Source organism: Pseudomonas sp. NPDC086251 (assembly GCF_044746405.1).
Lineage (GTDB): Bacteria > Pseudomonadota > Gammaproteobacteria > Pseudomonadales > Pseudomonadaceae > Aquipseudomonas.
Map to the genome: position 1 here is coordinate 959,615 of NZ_JBIVBY010000001.1, position 20,474 is coordinate 980,088.

Annotated in this window: 18 protein-coding genes; 12 read left to right on the forward strand and 6 right to left on the reverse strand. The window is 60.7% G+C overall.

What is annotated here, in order from left to right; genetic code table 11:
* Positions 1-17: 17 nt before the first annotated feature.
* The 8 genes from ACIPL2_RS04280 to ACIPL2_RS04315 all read left to right on the forward strand — a co-directional run bounded on the left by ACIPL2_RS04280 (position 18) and on the right by ACIPL2_RS04315 (position 8,058).
* Positions 18-1,529, forward strand: coding sequence for an aldehyde dehydrogenase (locus ACIPL2_RS04280; RefSeq protein WP_401353242.1), 1,512 nt, complete (start codon positions 18-20; stop codon positions 1,527-1,529).
* A gap of 22 nt (positions 1,530-1,551) precedes the next feature.
* On the forward strand, positions 1,552-2,628 hold the full coding sequence (locus ACIPL2_RS04285) for an LLM class flavin-dependent oxidoreductase (protein ID WP_401353244.1): 1,077 nt from the start codon (positions 1,552-1,554) through the stop codon (positions 2,626-2,628).
* Positions 2,629-2,633: 5 nt separating this feature from the next.
* On the forward strand, positions 2,634-3,446 hold the full coding sequence (locus ACIPL2_RS04290; RefSeq protein WP_401353246.1) for an alpha/beta fold hydrolase: 813 nt from the start codon (positions 2,634-2,636) through the stop codon (positions 3,444-3,446).
* On the forward strand, positions 3,439-3,828 hold the full coding sequence (locus ACIPL2_RS04295; protein ID WP_401353248.1) for a carboxymuconolactone decarboxylase family protein: 390 nt from the start codon (positions 3,439-3,441) through the stop codon (positions 3,826-3,828). The genes ACIPL2_RS04290 and ACIPL2_RS04295 overlap by 8 nt, the downstream gene beginning before the upstream one ends.
* A gap of 185 nt (positions 3,829-4,013) precedes the next feature.
* Positions 4,014-5,210: a glycine betaine/L-proline ABC transporter ATP-binding protein gene (locus tag ACIPL2_RS04300; protein ID WP_401353250.1), complete on the forward strand. Its 1,197-nt coding sequence runs from the start codon at positions 4,014-4,016 to the stop codon at positions 5,208-5,210.
* Complete coding sequence (locus ACIPL2_RS04305) at positions 5,203-6,099, forward strand: ABC transporter permease (RefSeq protein WP_401353252.1); 897 nt, start codon at positions 5,203-5,205, stop codon at positions 6,097-6,099. The genes ACIPL2_RS04300 and ACIPL2_RS04305 overlap by 8 nt, the downstream gene beginning before the upstream one ends.
* 287 nt (positions 6,100-6,386) lie before the next feature.
* Entirely contained in the window at positions 6,387-7,421 is a 1,035-nt protein-coding gene (proX, locus tag ACIPL2_RS04310; RefSeq protein ID WP_401353254.1) for a glycine betaine/L-proline ABC transporter substrate-binding protein ProX, read from the forward strand.
* Between the two features lie 145 nt (positions 7,422-7,566).
* The gene (locus ACIPL2_RS04315; RefSeq protein WP_401353256.1) at positions 7,567-8,058 is read left to right on the forward strand and encodes an Lrp/AsnC family transcriptional regulator; all 492 of its coding nucleotides are present in this window, start codon (positions 7,567-7,569) and stop codon (positions 8,056-8,058) included.
* A gap of 224 nt (positions 8,059-8,282) precedes the next feature.
* Here the strand turns inward: ACIPL2_RS04315 and ACIPL2_RS04320 are convergent, their stop codons facing one another.
* The 5 genes from ACIPL2_RS04320 to ACIPL2_RS04340 form a co-directional block, all read right to left on the reverse strand.
* The gene (locus ACIPL2_RS04320; protein ID WP_401353258.1) at positions 8,283-8,498 is read right to left on the reverse strand and encodes a hypothetical protein; all 216 of its coding nucleotides are present in this window, start codon (positions 8,496-8,498) and stop codon (positions 8,283-8,285) included.
* A gap of 95 nt (positions 8,499-8,593) precedes the next feature.
* Positions 8,594-10,012 carry an efflux transporter outer membrane subunit gene (locus tag ACIPL2_RS04325; RefSeq protein WP_401353260.1) on the reverse strand — a complete coding sequence of 473 codons (1,419 nt, stop codon included), beginning with the start codon at positions 10,010-10,012 and terminating at the stop codon, positions 8,594-8,596.
* On the reverse strand, positions 10,009-13,203 hold the full coding sequence (locus ACIPL2_RS04330) for an efflux RND transporter permease subunit (protein ID WP_401353262.1): 3,195 nt from the start codon (positions 13,201-13,203) through the stop codon (positions 10,009-10,011). Before ACIPL2_RS04330 ends, ACIPL2_RS04325 begins: the two co-directional genes overlap by 4 nt.
* A gap of 11 nt (positions 13,204-13,214) precedes the next feature.
* Positions 13,215-14,459, reverse strand: coding sequence for a multidrug efflux RND transporter periplasmic adaptor subunit MexE (mexE, locus tag ACIPL2_RS04335; protein WP_401353264.1), 1,245 nt, complete (start codon positions 14,457-14,459; stop codon positions 13,215-13,217).
* A 141-nt stretch (positions 14,460-14,600) separates the two neighbouring features.
* Positions 14,601-14,879, reverse strand: coding sequence for a LysR family transcriptional regulator (locus ACIPL2_RS04340; RefSeq protein ID WP_401353266.1), 279 nt, complete (start codon positions 14,877-14,879; stop codon positions 14,601-14,603).
* Positions 14,880-15,051: 172 nt separating this feature from the next.
* On the opposite strand from ACIPL2_RS04340, the gene ACIPL2_RS04345 reads away from it, so the two are divergent.
* Entirely contained in the window at positions 15,052-15,648 is a 597-nt protein-coding gene (locus tag ACIPL2_RS04345; protein WP_401353268.1) for a TetR/AcrR family transcriptional regulator, read from the forward strand.
* A gap of 22 nt (positions 15,649-15,670) precedes the next feature.
* Here ACIPL2_RS04345 and glcC read toward each other — a convergent pair whose 3' ends face one another.
* Positions 15,671-16,438 carry a transcriptional regulator GlcC gene (glcC, locus tag ACIPL2_RS04350; RefSeq protein WP_401353270.1) on the reverse strand — a complete coding sequence of 256 codons (768 nt, stop codon included), beginning with the start codon at positions 16,436-16,438 and terminating at the stop codon, positions 15,671-15,673.
* A gap of 233 nt (positions 16,439-16,671) precedes the next feature.
* On the opposite strand from glcC, the gene glcD reads away from it, so the two are divergent.
* Genes glcD through glcF form a run of 3 tightly spaced genes read left to right on the forward strand, consistent with a single transcriptional unit; the run spans position 16,672 to position 20,456 of the window.
* Positions 16,672-18,171 (forward strand): glycolate oxidase subunit GlcD, encoded by a 1,500-nt coding sequence (gene glcD, locus ACIPL2_RS04355; protein ID WP_401353272.1) that lies wholly within the window; start codon positions 16,672-16,674, stop codon positions 18,169-18,171.
* A complete protein-coding gene (gene glcE / locus ACIPL2_RS04360; RefSeq protein WP_401353274.1) occupies positions 18,171-19,235 on the forward strand; it encodes a glycolate oxidase subunit GlcE in 1,065 nt (354 codons plus the stop codon). Before glcD ends, glcE begins: the two co-directional genes overlap by 1 nt.
* Positions 19,236-19,238: 3 nt before the next feature.
* Positions 19,239-20,456, forward strand: coding sequence for a glycolate oxidase subunit GlcF (glcF, locus tag ACIPL2_RS04365; RefSeq protein ID WP_401353276.1), 1,218 nt, complete (start codon positions 19,239-19,241; stop codon positions 20,454-20,456).
* Positions 20,457-20,474 lie beyond the last annotated feature (18 nt).

Sequence of the window (20,474 nt, forward strand, 5' to 3'; positions counted from 1 at the left end):
ACCCACAGGACTCCTGCATGAAAACCACGGTCAGCGCCCTTGAGGGCAATCGCCTTAACCTGTTTATCGATGGCCGCTTCGTCGCGCCCGACAGTGCAACCTATTTCGACAGCTTCGACCCGACGACCGGCCAGGCCTGGTACCAATTCGCCCAAGCGGATGCCAGCGATGTCGACCGTGCGGTGGCGTCGGCCCAGCGCACGTTCAATGACCCGCAATGGCGCAACCTGACACCCACCGCACGGGGCAAACTGCTGTATCGCCTGGCCCAACTGGTGGCGGAAAACGCCGAAGCCCTGGCGCTGCTGGAAACCCGCGACAACGGCAAGCTGCTGCGCGAAATGCGCGCCCAGATGAGCGCCCTGCCCGACGCCTACACCTACTTCGCCGGCATGGCCGACAAGCTGCAAGGCGAAACCATCCCGGTCAACAAGCTCAACCAGCTCAACTACAGCACCCGCGAACCCTTGGGCGTGATCGGCATGATCACCCCGTGGAACTCACCACTGATGCTGCTCACCGGCACCCTGGCGCCGTGCCTGGCCATCGGCAACACCGTGGTGATCAAACCTTCCGAACATGCCAGCGCTTCGACCCTCGCCCTGGCCGAATTGATCATCGAAGCCGGCTTCCCGGCCGGTGTGGTCAACGTCGTCACCGGTAACGGCGTGGTCACCGGCGATGCGCTGACCCGCCACCCCGGCATCGCCAAGTACGTGTTCACCGGCAGCACCGACACCGGTCGGCGCATCGCTGGTAATGCGGCGAACAACCTGGTGCCGTGCCAGATGGAATTGGGCGGCAAGTCACCGCATGTGGTGTTTGCCGATGTCGATATCGACAAGGCGGTCAACGGCGTAGTCTCCGGCATCTTCGCCGCGGCCGGGCAAAGTTGCGTCGCCGGCTCGCGCTGCTTCGTCGAAGCGCCGATCTACGACCGGTTCGTTGAAGCCCTGGTGGCCCGCACCCAGCGCATCAGCGTCGGCCACCCCATGGAAGAGCACACCGACATCGGCCCGTTGGCGCTGCAAGCGCAACTGCAAAAACTCGAAGGGTACATCGCCAGCGGCGTGCAACAAGGGGCGCAGATAGCTGTCGGCGGCAAACGCCCAGGCGCGAGCAATCTGTCCGAAGGCTGGTACTTCGAACCGACCGTCATGGCAAACGCCACCAACGACATGTCCTTCATGCGCGACGAGCTGTTCGGCCCGGTGGTCGGCGTCATGCCGTTCACCTCGGAAGAACAGATGATCAGCCTGGCCAACGACACCAACTACGGCCTGGCCTCGGGCATCTGGACCCAGAACATCGACCGCGCCATGCGCTTCGCCAACCGGATCGACGCCGGCACCGTGTGGATCAACACCTACCGCAGCGCGGCGTACATGTCCGCCAATGGCGGCTTCAAACAGAGCGGTTACGGCCGTCGTGGCGGCTTTGACGTGATGCGCGAGTTTTCCCGCGCCAAGAACGTGGTCATCGACTACTCCGGCGAGATGCAAGACCCCTTCGTCATCCGCCTGCGCTGATCAAGCGATTAAGGAGCACCTTATGAAATTTGCCGTATCCCTGAGCATGGAACGCTTTTCCCCGGACGTGCCGATGCAGACCGTCATGGCCAACCTGCTGGAACTGGCGAAGATCGCCGATGAAGGCGGCTTCGAAACGCTGTGGACCTCGGAGCACCACACGCTCGAATGCACCATCGCGCCGAACCCGTTCCAGACCCTGGTCTGGCTGGGCCAACACACCCAACGCATTCGCCTGGGCACCGCAACCCTGGCCGCCGCCTACTGGCACCCGATCCGCTTGGCGGGTGAAGCAGCGCTGTGCGACCACCTGACCAACGGGCGCCTGGAATTCGGCATTGCGCGCGGTTCCTATCAGTATGAGTTCGACCGCATGACCCCCGGCCTGCAGCAACAGGAAGGCGTGGGTTACATGAAGGAACTGGTGCCAGCCGTGCAAAAACTCTGGGCCGGCGATTACGCCCATGACGGCCACTATTGGAAATTCCCGCTGACGGCAGCCGTGCCCAAACCGTTGCAAAAGGAGCATCCGCGCATCTGGGTCGCGGCACGGGATCCTGGCACCTTCGACTGGGCAGTGAGTATCGGCGCGAACATCCTGTCCACCCCGCTCTCGTTACCGGCCGCGGAAATCGCGGTACTCGGGGAGAAATTCAACAAAGCCGTGGCCGACCATCCCCATGTGCCGCGCCCACGTTTCATGATGCAACGCCGCACCTGCGTGTACGCCAAGGCCAGTGATTGGGAGTTGCCAGTCAAGCACAGCATGGACTTTGGCCGTGCCTTCGAAAACCTGATGCAGAACATCGGCTCGGTGCACAACGGCTTCCCCGAACCGGTACCCTTTGAGAGCGTCCGGGGCAAGGACAACTACAACCCGGAAAACATTCGACGCAACCTGATGTTCGGCACCCCGGACGAGATCATCGAGAAGTTGCTCGATTACGAAGCGGCCGGCGTCGACCAGTATTGCCTAGGCCTGACCTTCAACCTGCCATTCGAATTGCAGAAGCAGACGCTGCGCCTGTTTATCGATGAAGTGATGCCGGTATTCGCCGAGCGCGAGCGTGCCAAACGTCGCGACAAGGTCACGGGGTAAGCGCCATGAGCGACGCACAACGTTTCAGCGTGGCCAACGTCACGCTCAACTATCGCCTCGATGGCCATGGCCCGCGAGCACTGATGTGCATCCATGGCGTCGGTTCAAGCCTTGAGGCTTGGGCCGAGGTGGTGGACGGTTTGAAAGAGCAGTTCACCGTGTTGACCTTTGACCTGCGCGGCCATGGCCAGTCATCTCGCACTCAGGGCCGTTATGAAATCGATCATCTGGTGGGCGAAGCGCTGGCCCTGGCCGACCATGTCGGCTTCTATCGCTTCGATCTGGCTGGCTTTTCCTTGGGAGGATTGATCGCCCAGCGCATGGCCCTGACCCATCCGGCACGCATTCGTCGGCTGGTGTTGTTGTCGACGGTCGCCGGGCGTAATGCTCAAGAACGCGAACGGGTGCAGGAGCGTTTGGTCGCTTTGCAGGCTGGCGAGCCCGTTGCCCATTACCAGGCGTCGCTGTCGCGTTGGCTGACCGAGGACTTCCAGGCGCGTCACCCCGAAGTCGTCGCCGGTTTACGCCAGCGAAATGCCGACAACGATCCGGGCTGTTACGCGGCGGCGTATCGGGTGTTGGCGGAGTCGGATTTCGGCGAACAGCTCGCGCAGATCCGCTGCCCGACGCTGATTGCCACGGGCGCCGACGACGTGGGTTCCAACCCGAGAATGGCCGGGCTCATGCACCAGCGTATCAAAGGCTCGCGGCTGGAGATTCTGCCGGGATTGCGTCACTGCATCCTGATCGAAGCGCCGGAACAGGTGGCAACCCTCATGCGCGACTTTCTGATTGATTCGGAGACAGACCATGGATAAATCCTTGCAGGCCCAGGGTGAAACGGTTCGCCGTCAGGTCCTGGGTAACGCTTACGTCGATCAGGCCCTGGGCAAGGCCGATGATTTTTCCCGTCCGTTCCAGGACGTGCTCAATGAGTATTGCTGGGGCATGGTCTGGACCGATGACAGCCTTGATCTCAAGCAACGCAGCCTGCTGAATTTGGGCATGTTGGCGGCGCTGGGCCGGATGGACGAGTTTGGCACGCATTTCTGCGGGGCCATGCGCAACGGCCTCAGTGACGACGAACTGCGTGCCGCTCTGCTGCAGATCGCGGTTTACTGCGGCGTACCGGCAGGCGTCGAAGCCTTTAGGGTGGCCCGTAAGGCCCGGGAAAGCATGACCCAGGAAGCGCAAAGTTGATTTGGCGTAGCCGCTGTCGAGCCCCAGCGAGGCTGCGTCAGCGGTACATCGTGCTGTACAGGACAACAAGAAATTTTTGAAACTGCACCCTTGCGTGACTGAATGACCTTTTAACTGCCAGTAGCCCAAAAATTTCGATAAATGAAGTTTTCCGCAGATTGCAAAATAACAATTGGAGGCAATTGGTGAGCGAACGACTGAAGATTGAAAACCTCTACAAGGTCTTTTCCTCGACGCCAGAAAGAGCCATGCAGCTCTTGACGGCCGGGGCCAGCAAAGACCGAATCCTGGCCGAGACCGCCACGGTGGTCGGCCTCAACAACGTATCGCTGTCCATTCCCAGTGGCGCGATCTACATGATCATGGGCCTGTCCGGCTCGGGAAAATCCACCCTGGCGCGTTGCATCAACCGCTTGAACGAACCCACGGCGGGCAAGATCCTGCTCGACGGCAAGGACTTGGTGACCCTCAACGAAAGCGAGTTGCGGGACGTGCGACGCACGCGCATCTCGATGGTGTTCCAGCACTTCGCCCTGCTGCCGAACAAAACCGTGATCGAGAACACCGAATTCGGCCTCAAGCTGCGCGGCGTGGCGCCGGCCCAGCGGCGCAAACGCGCCGAGGAAGTGTTGGCCATTGTCGGCCTGGCCAAGTGGGCCGATCACCACATCCACGAACTCTCCGGCGGCATGCGCCAACGGGTCGGCTTGGCCCGGGCACTGACCACCGACGCCGATGTGCTGATCATGGATGAAGCTTTCAGCGCGCTCGATCCGCTGATTCGCACGGAAATGCAGGACGAGTTGCTGCGCCTGCAACGCACGCTGAAGAAAACCATTCTGTTTATCACCCACGACTTTCAGGAAGCCCTGAAGCTGGGCACTCGCATCGCGATCATGGCCGACGGCCAGGTGGTGCGCGAGGGCACGCCGCAGGAAATCGTGATGGACCCCGGCAGCGACTACGTGGCCGCATTTACCCGGGACGTCGACCGCTCACGGCTGTTTGATGCCCTGTCGATCATGGAAACCGCCAGCACCCTGTTGACCCAGGGCGACACCCGCATCGTTGGCAATGAAAGCTCCAGCGCTTTCGTCCTCAGCGCCAGCGGCAAGGCAGTTGGCGTGCTCGACTCAGCCTCGCTGTTGGCTGTCGGTGGCGGCGCCGATGCGCTGCAACGCCTTTCGACCCAGTTTGTCAGTGTGCCGGCCAGCGCCAAATTGGTCGAAGTGGCGCGCTTGCTCAAACCGGGCCTGCCGGTCGCCGTGGTCGATGGCGAGGGGCTGTTTATCGGCACCCTGAACAGCGCCCACATCCTTGATTGCATTGCCAGCGTCGCGGCCCATCGCCCTGTCGCTGCGGAGGTTGCACACCATGCTTAGTTCAGAAGACCTCGCTGTTTTCCCCGTGGACCTATGGATCAGCCAAGGCGTCGAGTGGCTGGGCATTCATTTGCGGCCGATGTTCCTGGCGATTCGCTGGCCGGTGGAGCACTTGTTGGCGTTTAGCGACTCGCTGATCCATGCCATTCCCTTCCCGATCATGGTGCTGCTGATGTTCCTCGTGGCCTATCGCGCCGCGACCCTGGGCGTCGCGATCTTCAGCGCCGCCGCCCTGGTGGCCATTGCGATGCTGGGGGTGTGGGACGAAGCCATGACCACTTTGTCACTGATCACCACGGCGATTGTGATCTGCATGGTCGTCGGCATTCCGATGGGCATCTGGTGCGCTCGCAGCGAACGGGTCTGGCAGGTCATGCGGCCGATCCTCGACATCATGCAGACCACACCGACCTTCGTGTACCTGGTGCCGGTGGTGATGCTGTTCGGGGTCGGCACCGTGTCCGGTGAAGTCGCGGTGGTCATTTCCGCCTGCCCACCGCTGATTCGCTTTACCTACCTGGGCATCCGCATGGTCGACACCGAACTGGTGGAAGCCGGCCACGCCTTTGGTGCCGATCGCCGGCAATTGCTCTGGGAAATCCAGTTGCCACTGGCGATCCCGACCATCCTCGGCGGCCTTAACCAGACGGTGCTCACGGCCATGGTGATGTCGGTGGTGGTGGCGATGATCGGCGCCGAAGGCCTGGGCCTGGTGGTGTTGCAAGGCCTGGGACGGATGGACGTCGGCCGCGCGGCGGTGGGCGGGATTGCCATCGTGTTGCTGGCAATGATGCTCGACCGCATCACCCAGAACCTGGCGCAACCGACCGTGCACAAACGCAAATCGCTGTTCAAGCGCTTGCTCAATACCCGCCCGGTCAACGCATAAAAAAGGAAACCATGAATGCCTGATACCGGTCAGTTAAGCCATTTCACCCGGCTCTGTAGCAGCTGTCGAGCTTGCGAGGCTGCGTTCGGCTGCGCAGCAGTCGTAAACCCTGAGCGCGAGGTAGTCCTGAAACACCGCATCGCCTGATTTCACGACTGCTGCGCAGCCGAACGCAGGCTTCGCCAGCTGCTACGGATCGCGTGATGGCTTAGCTGATCAACATTAGTCATGAATGCCAGTTGTTGACTGCCAACCTTTAACCATAACGAGAACAAAAAGAGGAAATCATGATGCGTCCATTCAAAGCCTTGCTTGGATTTGCAGCAACGTTATCCCTGGTGGGCCTGGCTTGCACTGCTGTGCAGGCCGAGGATCTGCCAGGCAAGGGCAAGACCATCCGCTTTGTGCAGTCGGAAAGCACTGGCGGCAACTACGTCATCACAAAAATCGCCATCGAGGCCAGCAAGCGCCTCGGTTATGCGACCAAGTTGAGCACCGTCAACACCACGTTGTTTTTCCCGGCGGCGGCCCAGGGCGACCTGGACCTCTCGATGGACGTCACCCTGCCCCAGCTGCAACCCAGCTTTGACAAGGTCAAGGACCGCACCGAAGTGGTGGGCGGCGGCTCCATCACCGGCGCCGGCTATAACGGCTACATGATCGACAAGAAAACCGCCGACGCCTACCACATCACCAGCCTGGAACAGCTGAAAGACCCGAAGATCGCCAGCCTGTTTGGCAAGAACGGCAAAGCTGACCTGATCAGCTGCGACCCGGGTTGGGGCTGCGGCGACGTGGTGGATTACCAGCTCGACAAGTTCGGCCTCAAGGACACGGTCAACCCGGTACGCGGCAAATATGAAGCGCTGATGTTTGAAAACGTCGCCCGCCTGAAACGTGGCGAGCCGGTGTTTTTCTATGCGTGGGCGCCGTCATGGATGACCAACACCATGGTGCCGGGCAAGGATGTGGTCTGGCTGCCGACACCGTTTGATGCCTTGCCGGGCAATGTACCGAGCAAAGTCTCGGCGTTGACGCCTGGGGTGGCCGGTTGCGCCGGCGGCGCCGATCCTTGCCGCATGGCCATGGCCGCGTGGAACTGGTACGCGATCGGCAACAAGCAATTTGTCGCGGCCAACCCGGCCGTCAAATCCCTGGTTGAGCAGATGACGTTCCCCCAGGCCACTTGGAGCTACTGGGAAAAAACCATCAGCCAGGATGGCGCCAGCGAGCGCAACATTCGCAAATTGGCGGATGACTGGATGAGCGAAAACAAGGCGACAATGGATGGCTGGGTCGCCCAGGCCAAAACCGCCCAGTAACCGAAACACCTTGGCTTTACTGTAGGAGCGAGCTCGCTCGCGATGGGCCCGAGAACGCCGCGTTTATCCCGTAGACACGCGTTTTCGTTAACGTCCATCGCGAGCGAGCTCGCTCCTACATCCTCGTTTGTGGAGTTCGTTGAAGATGCACAAGCTTGACCGTTATGACTTGAAAATCCTGCGGATCCTCTCCGAAGACGGGCGCATCACCAAGTCGAGCCTGGCCGAGGCGATCAACCTGTCGGTGACACCCGCATGGGAGCGCGTGCGCAAACTAGAAGCCCTGGGCCTGATCAAGGGTTACCGGGCGCAGATCGACTGGAACGCGGTGTTCAAAAGTCAGCAAGTGCTGGTGGAAATCACCCTGGCCCGGCACACCGCACAGGACATGCGGCGTTTCGAGCAACGGATGAACGAGGCCGCCGAAGTGGCGTTCTGTTACGCCACCGGTGGCGGTGTTGATTACATCGCGATGATCCAGGCCCCGGACATTGATCATTACCAGCGCTTTATTGATCAGCTGCTGCTCGACGACCTGGGCATCGAGCGCTACTTCACCTACATTGTTACCAAGACCATCAAGACCGGTAACGCACTGCCGTCCCAGGCGTTGAATGTTTTAACGACTATTGACTGACGCCAGGTACGCGGCCCTCCTCAACAACCTCTGATGAAAGGCTGAAACCTTGCGCAGAACAAGCGGGTCCTAGTAATACGTACGCGCAACACCCTCGTATCGCAATCCTGTTCAGATTGAGAGGTGGGCTTCATGAACAACATCATCTACATCGTCGGATTAGTTGTGGTAGTCGTCGTGATCCTGTCGTTCCTTGGCTTTGCATAGAGTCGCCGGGCGGCCCATCAGGCGAATTTGATGGTGCCGCCCTGGACGTCGTCTCGAGCCAATCGCAGGTCATGAGCGTCCTGATTGAGCTGGTGAATCAGGTTGAGCAGCCGCTGGCGCAACAGCTCGTCTTTGAGTTGCTCGGTGGCGCGCATGACATCCAGCGCCGCGACTTCGTTGTTGGTGGCAACAGCGTCGAGCAGTTTGCGCATGCTCCTTGATGACCGATTCATCCATAACACCCCAGGTTTTCGATGACCCAGATCATACGGCCGGAATATTTCGGCAATGTTTCAGGCCCAGCCGTCGACGCAGGTACACCGGCTCATCAATTAATCGTCGCCACCTTGCCACCGCTGCTATCCCAGCCTCCCCCCAACGCTTTATAGATCGCGACGATCGCGCGGTACTGATCGGTCTCACCCAGTGCCTGAGCATCCTCGGCATTCAGCCGCTCACGCTGTGCGTCCAGCAACACCAGATAATCCACCGTCCCTTCCTTGTACTGGATCGCCGCCAGGTCGGCGGCAGCACGGCTAGACTCGCTTTGCTTGATTAACGACAGCAGCCGCTGTTGACGTTTGCCATAGTCGCTGAAGGCGTTTTCCGACTCTTCCAACGCCAGCAGCACTTGCTGTTCATAGGTGGCCAAGGCGCCTTCGGCATTGGCGTCGGCACCGCGGATGCGCGCGCGCACGCTGCCCAAGTCAAACGCCGCCCAGGTAATGCTGGGGCCCAACCCCCAGGCCCTGGCGGCACTGGAACCGATCTGCGAACCACGGCCGGCGGTGAACCCGAGGAATCCGCTCAAGCTCACCCTCGGGAACAGGTCTGCGGTGGCCACGCCGATGTCCGCCGTCGCGGACGCCAGTCGGCGTTCGGCGGCGAGCACATCGGGACGCCGGCGCAGCAATTCGGCGGGATCACCGATCGGCAGCGTTTTAGCGATGGCGGGCAACTCGGCGGGGCTTAGCGACACGCTCAAGGTATCCGGACGTTCACCCAAGAGCGTGGCGATGCGATTCTTCTGCCGCACCTGCTCCGCTTGAAGTTGCGGAACCGTTGCTTCGACCGCCGCCAAACGCGCGTCGGCACGCACCACGTCGAGTTCATTGCCGACGCCGGCATCGCGCAGGCTGACCGTGACGCTGCGCGAGTCCTGCTGATTTTTCAGGTTGGCCAGGGCAATTTTTTCCCGCAACTGTGCGCCCCGCAGTTGGCCATAGGCATCCACCAGCTCGGCAATCATCGTCACGCGAAGCTGATACAAGTCGGCTGCTGCGGCGTCTTCCTGGGCGTCGCTGGATTCCAGTTGACGCTGGATCCGCCCAAACAGATCGATCTCCCACGCCATGTCCAGACCCAGATCGTAGCGCTCGATGTTGACCCGGTTTTCGGTCTGACCGGGCACCTGAGCCTTGCCCTGCTGGCTGCTGACACGGCTGGTGACCACCGGCAAATTGTCATTGCTGATGTCATCACGAATCGCACGGGCGGCTTTCCAGCGAGCAAACGCGACGCGCAAATCGCGGTTGCCTTGCAGGGATTTGCTCACCAGTTGATTGAGTGTCGGGTCATCAAACTGTTGCCACCAGACCGTTTCAAAACGCGATTGATCGTAGTGGCCGGTTTGCGCCGACATGACATTGGCGGGCGCGGTGTCCGGCGTTTTGTAATCCGGGCCGACCGTACACGCAGCGAGCGCGGCGACCAGAAGGCTGGGTAAAAAGAGCTTCAAGGTGTTCATGCGTGTGCCTCCGGATTCACTGCGTTTGCCTGGTGAGCCTTGGTAACCTTGTGCGCGTTTTTGCGCTCGATGTAGCGGCGGATCAGAACGAAGAACACCGGCGTCAGCAGCAACCCGAAGACGGTCACCCCGAGCATTCCGGAGAACACCGCGACGCCCATTGCACGACGCATTTCCGAGCCGGCACCGGTGGACGTTACCAGCGGAATCACGCCCATGATGAAGGCAAAAGAGGTCATCAGGATCGGCCGCAGACGCATGCGGCAGGCGTCCAGCACCGCTTCCAGCGGCGACATGCCCTGCTCCTGTTTGTCCTTGGCGAACTCGACGATCAGGATCGCGTTCTTGCACGCCAGGCCGACCAGCACGATCAAGCCGATCTGGGTAAAGATGTTGTTGTCGCCCTTGGAAATGATCACCCCGGCAATCGCCGACAGCAGGGTCATCGGTACGATCAGAATCACCGCCAATGGCAAGCTCCAGCTTTCATACAGCGCGGCCAGGACCAGGAACGCCAACAGCACGCAGAGCGGGAACACCAGCAGCGCGGTGTTGCCGGACAGAATCTGTTGGTAGGTCAGGTCGGTCCACTCGTAGGTCATGCCATTGGGTAGCTCTTCTTTGAGCAGTTTTTCAATCGCCGCTTGTGCCTGGCCGGAGCTGTAGCCGGGCGCTGCACTGCCGTTGATTTCCGCGGTGACGAAACCGTTGTAGTGCGAGACGCGGTCCGGCCCGGAGGTCGGGCTGATCTTGACGAACGTGGCCAGCGGGATCATCTCGCCGTGGTCATTGCGCACTTTCAACTGGCCGATCTGCTCCGGCTCCTGGCGAAACTGCTGTTCGGCCTGGACGTTGACCTGATAGGTGCGCCCGAAACGGTTGAAGTCGTTGGCGTACAGCGAACCCAGGTACACCTGCAAGGTGTCGAAGATGTCGTTGATCGCCACGCCATGGGTCTTGGCTTTTTCACGGTCAATGGCGGCTTCGACCTGCGGCACATTGACGGTGTAGCTGGTGAACAGGTTGGCCAGTTCCGGCACGCTGCGGCTCTTGCCGATGATGTTCATGGTCTCTTTGTACAGTTCGTCATAACCCAGGTTGCCCCGGTCTTCGATCTGCAGACGGAAGCCACCAATGGTGCCCAACCCTTGAACCGGCGGCGGCGGGAACACCGCAATGTAGGCGTCCTGAATACCGCCAAACTTGGCGTTCAGCGAAGCGGAAATCGCCCCGGCTGACAGGCTCGGGTCTTTGCGCTCATCGAAGGGCCGCAAGCCAATGAAGGCAATACCCGCGTTCGGGCTGTTGGTGAAACCATTGATCGACAAGCCGGGGAAGGCCACGGCGCTGTCAAAGCCCGGCTCGTTCATGGCGATGGTGCTCATGCGCCGAATCACCGACTCGGTGCGATCAAGGCTGGCCGCATCCGGCAATTGCGCAAAGGTCACCAGGTACTTCTTGTCCTGGGTCGGCACGAAGCCGGTCGGCGTAGTGCTGAAACCCATGTAGGTCATGGCGATCAGACCGGCGTACACCAGCAAGGCCACGCTGCTGCCTCGAATGACTTTGGCCACCGCAATCACATAACCATGGCTGGCCTTATCGAAGAAGCGGTTGAAGGGTTTGAACAACCAGCCACCCAGCAGACGATCCAGTACTTTAGAGAAACGGTCTTTCGGCGCGCCGTGGGCCTTGAGCAACACGGCGGCCAATGCCGGCGACAAGGTCAGTGAGTTGAACGCCGAGATCACGGTCGAGATGGCAATGGTCAGCGCGAACTGCTTGTAAAACTGCCCGGTCAGGCCCGAAATAAAGGCCGCAGGAACGAACACCGCACACAGCACCAGCGCGGTGGCGATAATCGGACCGGTCACCTCGCCCATGGCTTTTTTGGTCGCCTCGACCGGTTCAAGTCCCGACTCGATGTTTCGCTCGACGTTCTCCACCACCACGATCGCGTCATCCACCACGATACCGATGGCCAATACCAGGCCGAACAGCGACAGCGCATTCAACGAGAAACCGAACAGGTGCATCACGGCAAACGTACCGATCAATGAGACCGGCACCGCGACCAACGGAATGATCGAGGCACGCCAGGTTTGCAGAAACAGGATGACGACCAGCACCACCAGAATCAGCGCTTCGAACAGCGTATGAACCACCGCCTCGATCGAACTGCGAACGAAGATCGTCGGGTCATAGACGATCTCGTAGTCCATGCCTTCCGGGAAGTTCTTCTTCAGCTCGGCCATCTTCGCCCGTACCTGGTCGGAGATGTCGATAGCGTTGGAACCCGGACGCTGGAAGATCGGCATCGCCACCGCTTCCTCATTATTGAGCAAGGCGCGCAAGGCGTACTGATTAGAACCCAGCTCGACCCGGGCAATGTCCTTGAGACGCGTGATTTCGCCGTTCGGACCGCTGCGGATAATCACGTTCTCGAATTCTTCCTCGCTGACCAGCCGCCCTTGGGAGTTGATCGACATCTGAAAGCTCGTGGCATTCGGCGCCGGCGGCGAGCCCAGTTGCCCGGCAGCAACCTGACGATTCTGCTCACGCACCGCGTTGACCACATCGGTCGCGGTCAGGTTGCGCGAAGCGGTCTTGTTCGGGTCGAGCCAGATACGCAGCGAGTAATCACCGATACCGAACATCTTCACATCACCAATGCCCTCCAGGCGCGACAGCTCATCCTTGACGTTGAGGATCGCGTAGTTCGACAGGTAGAGCATGTCGTAGCGCTTGTCCGGCGACACCAAATGCACCAGCAACGTCAGCTCGGGCGACGCCTTGTCGACGGTGATGCCGATTCGCGTCACTTCCTCGGGCAGCTTGGGCTCGGTGCGGGTCACGCGGTTTTGCACCTGGACCTGGGCATTGTCCAGATCGGTGCCCAAGGCGAACGTCACGGTCAGCGTGAGCCGGCCATCCGCCGTGGACTGCGAAGACATGTACAACATGTTCTCGACGCCGGTGATGGCTTGTTCCAACGGCGCCGCCACGGTTTCGCCGATGACCTTCGGGTTGGCGCCCGGGTAGTTGGCGTGGACCACAACGGTCGGTGGAACCACTTCCGGGTATTCGCTGATCGGCAACTGGAACAGCGAGATGGCGCCGGCAATCAGGATCAGCAGCGACAGTACTGCGGCGAAGATCGGGCGCGTGATAAAGAACTGGGAAAACTTCATGTCGAGGCTCCTTATCCGCGAGGCGCAGCGGCTGAATCCGCTTTCACCAGTGCAGGTGACTGGGCGGACGCCGGCTGATTGGCGGCTTCAATCGCCTGACGCTGGCGGGCCAGCGTGGCGACCGTTTCCGGGCTAGCCATCGGCGCATCCTGAGGGTCAATCTGCGCGCCAGGCCGAACGCGCTGCAGGCCGTTGATGACGATGCGATCCTCTTTCTGCAACCCACTGCGCACGATGCGCAGGCCTTCAAGCTTCGGCCCCAGGTCGACGCTGCGATACACGGCTTTGTTGTCCTGATCGACCACCAGCACGAATTTTTTGCCGAGGTCGGTACCCACCGCTTCATCCTTGATCAGCAGGCCGGGATACGCGGCGCTGCCCACCAGTTTCAACCGGGCGTAGAGGCCGGGGGTGTACTGGCCGTCAGCGTTGTCGAACACCGCGCGACCGCGAATGGTGCCGGTTTTCGGATTGACCTGGTTGTCGACAAAGTTCATCTGCCCGAGGTGGCTGTTGCCCTCCTCGTTCGATAGGCCCATGTACACCGGCGTGGTTTGACCGCGCTGCCCCTGGCGGGAAAGCAGGCTGTATTTGAGGAACATGCGTTCGTCGGCATCGAAATAGGCGTAAACCTTGTCGGTGGAAACCACGCTGGTCAGCGCTGTGGTGTCGGCGGTTACGATGTTGCCGGCGGTGATTTCCGCACGGCTGACCCGGCCAGTGATCGGCGCGGTGACGCGGGTGAAGCTGAGGTTCAAACGCGCGAGATCCAGCTGCGCCTGAATCGCATCGACACCGGCCCTGGCTTCCTGCGCGGTGGTGGTGCGGGTGTCGGCCAGCTCGGCGGAAATTGCGTTACTGCTCAACAGCCGCTGGCCGCGCTGCGCTTCGTTGCCGGTACGGACCAGCGTGGCGCGGGCCTGCTGCAGCTGCGCCTCGATGCGATGCACTTCGTGCTCGAACGGACGTGGGTCAATCTGGAACAGCAAATCGCCCTTCTTAACCAGCGCGCCGTCAGCAAAGGCTACGCGGTCAATCTGCCCGGTTACCCGTGGACGCACCTCGACGGTTTCTGGCGCTTCCAGGCGCGCGGTCACTTCATCCCATTCGGTAATAGGCTGCTCAAGCACTTTCGCGACGGTGACCTGCGGCGCCTTCGGAGCCTGAGCGGCATTGGGCGTCCGATCACACGCGGCAAGCGCCATCAGTGCCAGCGCAGCAAGGGGATAACGCAAAGGTTTGAGTGACTGTTCCATGGGTAGTGTCCGCCAGACGATTTTAGGATTTTCCGGATTCTCAACCTCGCGCGAGGTCACGACGAATTGATCCGAGTGAAGTTGGCTATCATCAATAATGATAGCCGTCATGTATAAGGGCAAAAAAAGGGATCGGCCTGACTAACCCTTTGCATTGCTGATCGCAGTACAAACAGAATCCAGCGCCGGCCCAACCGTCTGCGCCACACTCAATGCCCGTGGCGTGGGCACCATCCTGCGACCGATGCGCAGGAATAGAGGGTCGTTGAACAGCTTGCGCAAACGCACCAACGCTGCGCTAACCGCTGGCTGGCCGAGTGATAATTGCTCAGCGGCACGGCTGACGTTGCACTCCTGAATGAGCGCTTCGAACACCACCAGTAGATTCAGATCGATACTGCGCAGGTCATTACGTTTCATGAGTCAGGTCCACGTGGATATTTTTGACTTGAGCCGCAGGCTCGGGATCCGCCAGACTGGCGCCGAGGCCGACAAAGCCATTGCGCCAACTTTATATGACGAGCATCATCAAAGCTAGCCTCTCAGTCAAGCTTTGCGCAGGCGAGGCCAAGCGCGCTACAGGAGCAGTCTCATGAAAGTCACGAAAGACCAGGCCGCGGCGAACAAAGAGGCGATCCTCACCGCCGCGTCTCGGCTGTACCGGGAAAAAGGCATCGACGGAATCGGCATCGGTGAACTGTCGCGGTCCGTGGGCCTGACCCACGGCGGCTTTTACGGACAGTTTCCGGGCGGCAAGGAACAGCTGGCTTCGGAGGCGATCACCCGCACGTTCGAGTCCAATGTCTGGCGAGACGCCAAATCCGTTCCCGAACTCATTAAGCGTTACCTGACGCTGGGGCATCTGGATAACTGGATCGATGGCTGCCCCATCCCGGCACTGGCCGCAGATGTTGCCCGCAACGGCGGTGCTGTCAGCAGTTCCTTCACCAAAGGCGTCGAGCGTTTGATCGAAACGCTGATGGCGCTTGTCGAGGGAGAAACCCACGACGAGAAGTATCAGGAATCGCTGCGCATACTCTCGTCGATCGCGGGTGCGATGCTGATTGCCCGAGCGCTGGACAACCCTGAGTTGTCCAAGCAGTTCTTGCAGTCGGTCATCAACGCCTGGCCTGCCGCTCCCGAAAAAAAGCAGCGGGCAGCTAAACGTCGCTCAAAGGATGAAGACTGAGTTTCAGGCAATGGCGGGACTTTTACGTCCACCCCTCAAGTCGCAACGTGGCCCGAACCAGCCGCTGTTCCTCGCCTTCGATTTCCTTGAGGTTTTCGCAGATGCTCTGGATGTGGGCGATGGCGGCCTTGCGCGCCTGTTCCGGCATACGCCCGGTCACGGCGTTGTAGAGGCGTGCGTGGTGACGGTCGATCTGCTTTTTTTGCGTTTCGCGGTGATAGAGGTTGTTGACCGAGGCGAACACCGTGTTCAGCAGCAAATCGGTCAGTGAACGCAGGGTTTGCACCAGCACCGGGTTGTGCGAAGCCTCGCAAATCGCCAGGTGAAACGCATGGTCGAGCCGGGCATGGGCGGACGCGTCCAGCGAACGGCTGTGGGCATCGAGCAGCGCTTCATAGGCGCGGGTGATCAGGACAAAATCGGCGTCCGTACCGCGCAGGGCCGCGAGGCGTGCGGATTCACCTTCGAGCAGACTGCGCACTTCGAACAGATCGTAGAGCGTCCGTGGCTGCGAGCTGAACAAATGCAGCAGTGGCGACGCGGCACCATGCCCTGACAGGTCGGCCACGAATGAGCCCTTGCCCTGCTCCGTCTTGATAATCCCGCGAGCGCGCAACAGCTTCAGGCCTTCGCGAAGCGCGGTACGTGAAACGCCGAGTTTTTCCGTCAAGCGCCGTTCCGACGGCAACAGCTGCCCGGTCTTGAGGACCCCGTCGACGATCAGCCGTTCTATACGCTCGCAGACCACGTCTGCCACTTGTGGATTACGGGTCACCGTTGTGCTGTCCATCGAACTCTCCAACTGGTATGACCAGTCTCAACACCAAAACCGCGCAGACTCAAAGACCAACATAAGCAACTGTTCTATTTGAGCTTTTTCAAAATTACAAAAAACTAGCGAGTAAAAAACTGGTTCGACCAGCCAAACAACGCATAGACAGTAGAACGCCTCGGGCCAATGATGCAAGTCAGCTGCATACGTAAACAGACCCTCTTATAAAAACAAGCGAGTGTCGTGCACCGATGAATATTCTCTACGACGAACGCGTTGACGGTGTCCTGCCTGACGTCGACAAAAATGCATTGCTGCAGGCCCTGCACACGCAGTGGCCGGACCTGGAAGTGCTGCATCAGCAGGAGGAACTCAAGCCATACGAATGCGACGGACTCTCGGCGTATCGCACCACGCCCATGCTGGTGGTGCTGCCGCGAACCATCGATCAGGTTCAAGGGGTGCTTCGCCTCTGCCATGAACGGCAGGTGTCGGTAGTCGCTCGCGGCGCCGGGACCGGTTTGTCTGGCGGTGCATTGCCGTTGGAAAAAGGCGTGCTGCTGGTGATGGCGCGCTTCAACAACATCCTTCATATCGACGCCGCTGCGCGCACCGCTCGGGTCCAGCCGGGCGTTCGTAACCTGGCGATTTCCCAGGCCGCCGCGCCGTTCGGCCTGTACTACGCGCCGGACCCGTCCTCGCAGATCGCCTGCTCCATCGGCGGCAACGTGGCGGAAAACGCCGGTGGTGTGCATTGCCTGAAGTACGGTTTGACCGTGCACAACCTGCTCAAGGCCGACATCCTCACCGTCGATGGCGAACACCTGACGCTGGGCTCGGAAGCGCTCGACTCACCGGGTTTCGACCTGCTGGCGCTGTTCACCGGTTCCGAAGGCATGCTCGGGGTAATCATCGAGGTCACGGTCAAACTGCTGCCCAAACCGCAAACCGCCAAGGTGCTGCTGGCGGCGTTCGACTCCGTGGAAAAGGCCGGTCGTGCGGTCGGCGACATTATTGCCGCTGGGATCATTCCGGGCGGTCTGGAAATGATGGACAACCTGGCTATTCGGGCCGCTGAAGACTTTATCCACGCGGGCTACCCGGTCGACGCCGAAGCCATTTTGCTGTGTGAGCTCGACGGTGTTGAAGCCGACGTTCACGATGACTGCGACCGCGTGCGCCAGGTGCTGGAACAGGCCGGCGCCACCGAAGTGCGGCAGGCCAAGGACGAGGCCGAACGCGTGCGTTTCTGGGCGGGACGCAAGAATGCCTTCCCCGCAGTAGGTCGCCTCTCACCGGATTATTACTGCATGGACGGGACGATCCCGCGCCGCGAATTGCCCGGCGTGCTGCACGCGATTGCCGCGTTGTCGGCCGAATACGACCTGCGAGTCGCCAACGTTTTCCACGCCGGTGACGGCAACATGCACCCGCTGATTCTGTTCGATGCCAACCAACCCGGTGAACTCGATCGTGCCGAAGCCCTGGGCGGCAAGATCCTCGAATTGTGCGTCAAGGTCGGCGGCAGCATTACCGGCGAACATGGCGTGGGCCGCGAGAAAATCAATCAGATGTGTGCGCAGTTCAACAGCGATGAGTTGACCGTGTTCCATGCCGTCAAAGCCGCGTTCGATCCGAGCGGTTTGCTCAACCCCGGCAAGAACATTCCCACCCTGCACCGCTGCGCCGAGTTTGGCGCGATGCACGTCCACATGGGTCAGATGCCCTTCCCTGAACTGGAGCGTTTCTGATGCGCAGTGAACACGATATCGATGACAGCGGCGCACTGCTGGAGCAGGTCAACCAAGCGCTGGCAAACGCCACGCCGCTGCGTATCCAGGGCTCCAACAGCAAGGCGTTTCTGGGACGCATTGTGCCGGGTGAAGTACTCGACACGCGCTCGCACCGGGGCATCGTCAGCTACGACCCGACTGAGCTGGTGATCACCGCCCGCTGCGGCACGCCATTGGCGGAATTATCCGAAGTGCTGGACGCGGCGCAACAGATGTTGCCCTGCGAACCGCCCTCCTTCGGTGACGACGCGACGGTGGGCGGGATGATCGCCAGCGGGCTCTCGGGACCGCGCCGGCCGTGGTCGGGCTCCGTTCGTGACTTCGTCCTCGGGACGCGGGTCATCACCGGGCACGGCAAGCATTTGCGCTTCGGAGGCGAGGTCATGAAAAACGTTGCCGGCTACGATCTGTCGCGGTTGATGGCCGGCAGTTTCGGTTCCCTCGGCTTGATCACCGAAGTCTCGCTCAAGGTCCTGCCCAAGCCGCGTCAATGCTTGAGCATCAGCCTGGACATCGACAGCGATCGCGCCTTGCTACGCCTGGCGGAATGGGGTCAGCAGCCGTTGCCGATCAGCGCCGCGTGTCACGACGGCCAACGCCTGCACCTGCGACTTGAGGGCGGCGAAGGCTCGGTGGCAGCCGCCCATGACCGCTTGGGCGGCGAGTTGCTGGACTCGTCGTACTGGGCTGACCTTAACGAACAGCGCTTGAGTTTCTTTGATGAAGATCAGCCGCTTTGGCGTCTGTCGTTGCCGAACAACACCGCGAAACTGTCCCTGCCCGGTCGCCAACTCATCGACTGGGGCGGCGCCCAGCGCTGGCTCAAATCCACCGCCGAAGCGGCCTTCATCCGCAAGGTTGTCGAAGAGGTCGGCGGGCACGTGACCTGCTACAGCCACGGCTTGATTGACAGCCCGTTCCAACCGTTGCCGACGGCGCTGATGCGCTACCACCAGAACCTCAAGCAACAACTCGACCCCCGGGGCATTTTCAACCCCGGGCGCCTGTACGCGGAGCTTTGACCCATGCAGACAACCTTGAGCGAACACGCCCGCCAACTGCCCCGCGCCGAAGAAGCCGAAAGCATTCTGCGCACGTGCGTGCACTGCGGTTTCTGCAATGCCACCTGCCCGACCTATCAATTGCTCGGCGATGAACTGGATGGCCCGAGGGGTCGCATTTACCTGATCAAACAAGTGCTGGAAGGCAACGAGGTCACCCAGAAAACCCAGCAGCACCTGGATCGCTGCCTGTCGTGCCGCAATTGCGAAACTACCTGTCCTTCCGGCGTCGACTACCACAACTTGCTCGACATCGGCCGTGCGGTGGTCGATGCGGCGGTCCCGCGATCACTCAGCCAGCGACTGTTGCGCGAGGGATTAAGGGCCGTCGTACCCAATCCGGGACTGTTCAAAAGCCTGGTCAGCAGCGGCCAGGTGTTCCGTGCCTTGCTGCCCAACACCTTGCAAGTGAAATTGCCGCGTAACGTGCATCCGGCCAAGCCACGCCCGACCACTCGCCATACCCGGCACGTGCTGATGCTCGAAGGCTGCGTGCAGCCGAGTCTGTCACCGAACACCAACGCAGCGGCTGCCCGAGTGCTGGATCGCCTGGGCATCAGTGTGACCCCGGCCAGCGAAGCCGGATGCTGCGGCGCCGTGGATTACCACCTCGATGCTCAAGCCGCCGGCCTCGATCGTGCGCGCCGCAACATCGATGCATGGTGGCCGAGCATTGAAAAAGGTGCCGAGGCGATTGTGCAAACCGCCAGCGGTTGTGGGGCGTTTATCAAAGACTATGGGCACCTGCTCAGCGCCGACCCGGCCTATGCCGAGAAGGCGAAAAAGGTCAGCGCACTGGCCAGCGACCTGGTTGAAGTGCTGCGCGACGAGCCGCTGGAAAAGCTCGGGGTACAAAGCGGCCAGCGCCTGGCGTTCCATTGCCCTTGCACCTTGCAGCACGCGCAAAAACTCGGCGGCGCTGTTGAGGCGGTGCTGACGAGTCTGGGCTTTAATCTCACTGCCGTTCCCGACAGCCACCTGTGCTGCGGCTCGGCGGGCACTTATTCGATCACCCAACCCGAACTGTCCCGGCAACTGCGCGACAACAAGTTGAACGCGCTGGAAAGTGGACACCCCGAAGTCATTGTCACCGCCAATATCGGCTGCCAGTCGCACCTCGATGGCGCGGGCAGAACCCCTGTCCGGCACTGGATCGAACTGGTCGAAGCCGCTTTGCCTTAACCGAACCCTGGAGAGTCC

Coding starts and splice junctions, on each gene's coding strand:
- ACIPL2_RS04280 (WP_401353242.1), top strand. CDS start 18: ATGAAAACCACGGTCAGCGCCCTTGAGGGCAATCGCCTTAACCTGTTT.
- ACIPL2_RS04285 (WP_401353244.1), top strand. CDS start 1,552: ATGAAATTTGCCGTATCCCTGAGCATGGAACGCTTTTCCCCGGACGTG.
- ACIPL2_RS04290 (WP_401353246.1), top strand. CDS start 2,634: ATGAGCGACGCACAACGTTTCAGCGTGGCCAACGTCACGCTCAACTAT.
- ACIPL2_RS04295 (WP_401353248.1), top strand. CDS start 3,439: ATGGATAAATCCTTGCAGGCCCAGGGTGAAACGGTTCGCCGTCAGGTC.
- ACIPL2_RS04305 (WP_401353252.1), top strand. CDS start 5,203: ATGCTTAGTTCAGAAGACCTCGCTGTTTTCCCCGTGGACCTATGGATC.
- proX (WP_401353254.1), top strand. CDS start 6,387: ATGATGCGTCCATTCAAAGCCTTGCTTGGATTTGCAGCAACGTTATCC.
- ACIPL2_RS04315 (WP_401353256.1), top strand. CDS start 7,567: ATGCACAAGCTTGACCGTTATGACTTGAAAATCCTGCGGATCCTCTCC.
- ACIPL2_RS04320 (WP_401353258.1), bottom strand. CDS start 8,498: ATGAATCGGTCATCAAGGAGCATGCGCAAACTGCTCGACGCTGTTGCC.
- ACIPL2_RS04325 (WP_401353260.1), bottom strand. CDS start 10,012: ATGAACACCTTGAAGCTCTTTTTACCCAGCCTTCTGGTCGCCGCGCTC.
- ACIPL2_RS04330 (WP_401353262.1), bottom strand. CDS start 13,203: ATGAAGTTTTCCCAGTTCTTTATCACGCGCCCGATCTTCGCCGCAGTA.
- mexE (WP_401353264.1), bottom strand. CDS start 14,459: ATGGAACAGTCACTCAAACCTTTGCGTTATCCCCTTGCTGCGCTGGCA.
- ACIPL2_RS04340 (WP_401353266.1), bottom strand. CDS start 14,879: ATGAAACGTAATGACCTGCGCAGTATCGATCTGAATCTACTGGTGGTG.
- ACIPL2_RS04345 (WP_401353268.1), top strand. CDS start 15,052: ATGAAAGTCACGAAAGACCAGGCCGCGGCGAACAAAGAGGCGATCCTC.
- glcC (WP_401353270.1), bottom strand. CDS start 16,438: ATGGACAGCACAACGGTGACCCGTAATCCACAAGTGGCAGACGTGGTC.
- glcD (WP_401353272.1), top strand. CDS start 16,672: ATGAATATTCTCTACGACGAACGCGTTGACGGTGTCCTGCCTGACGTC.
- glcE (WP_401353274.1), top strand. CDS start 18,171: ATGCGCAGTGAACACGATATCGATGACAGCGGCGCACTGCTGGAGCAG.
- glcF (WP_401353276.1), top strand. CDS start 19,239: ATGCAGACAACCTTGAGCGAACACGCCCGCCAACTGCCCCGCGCCGAA.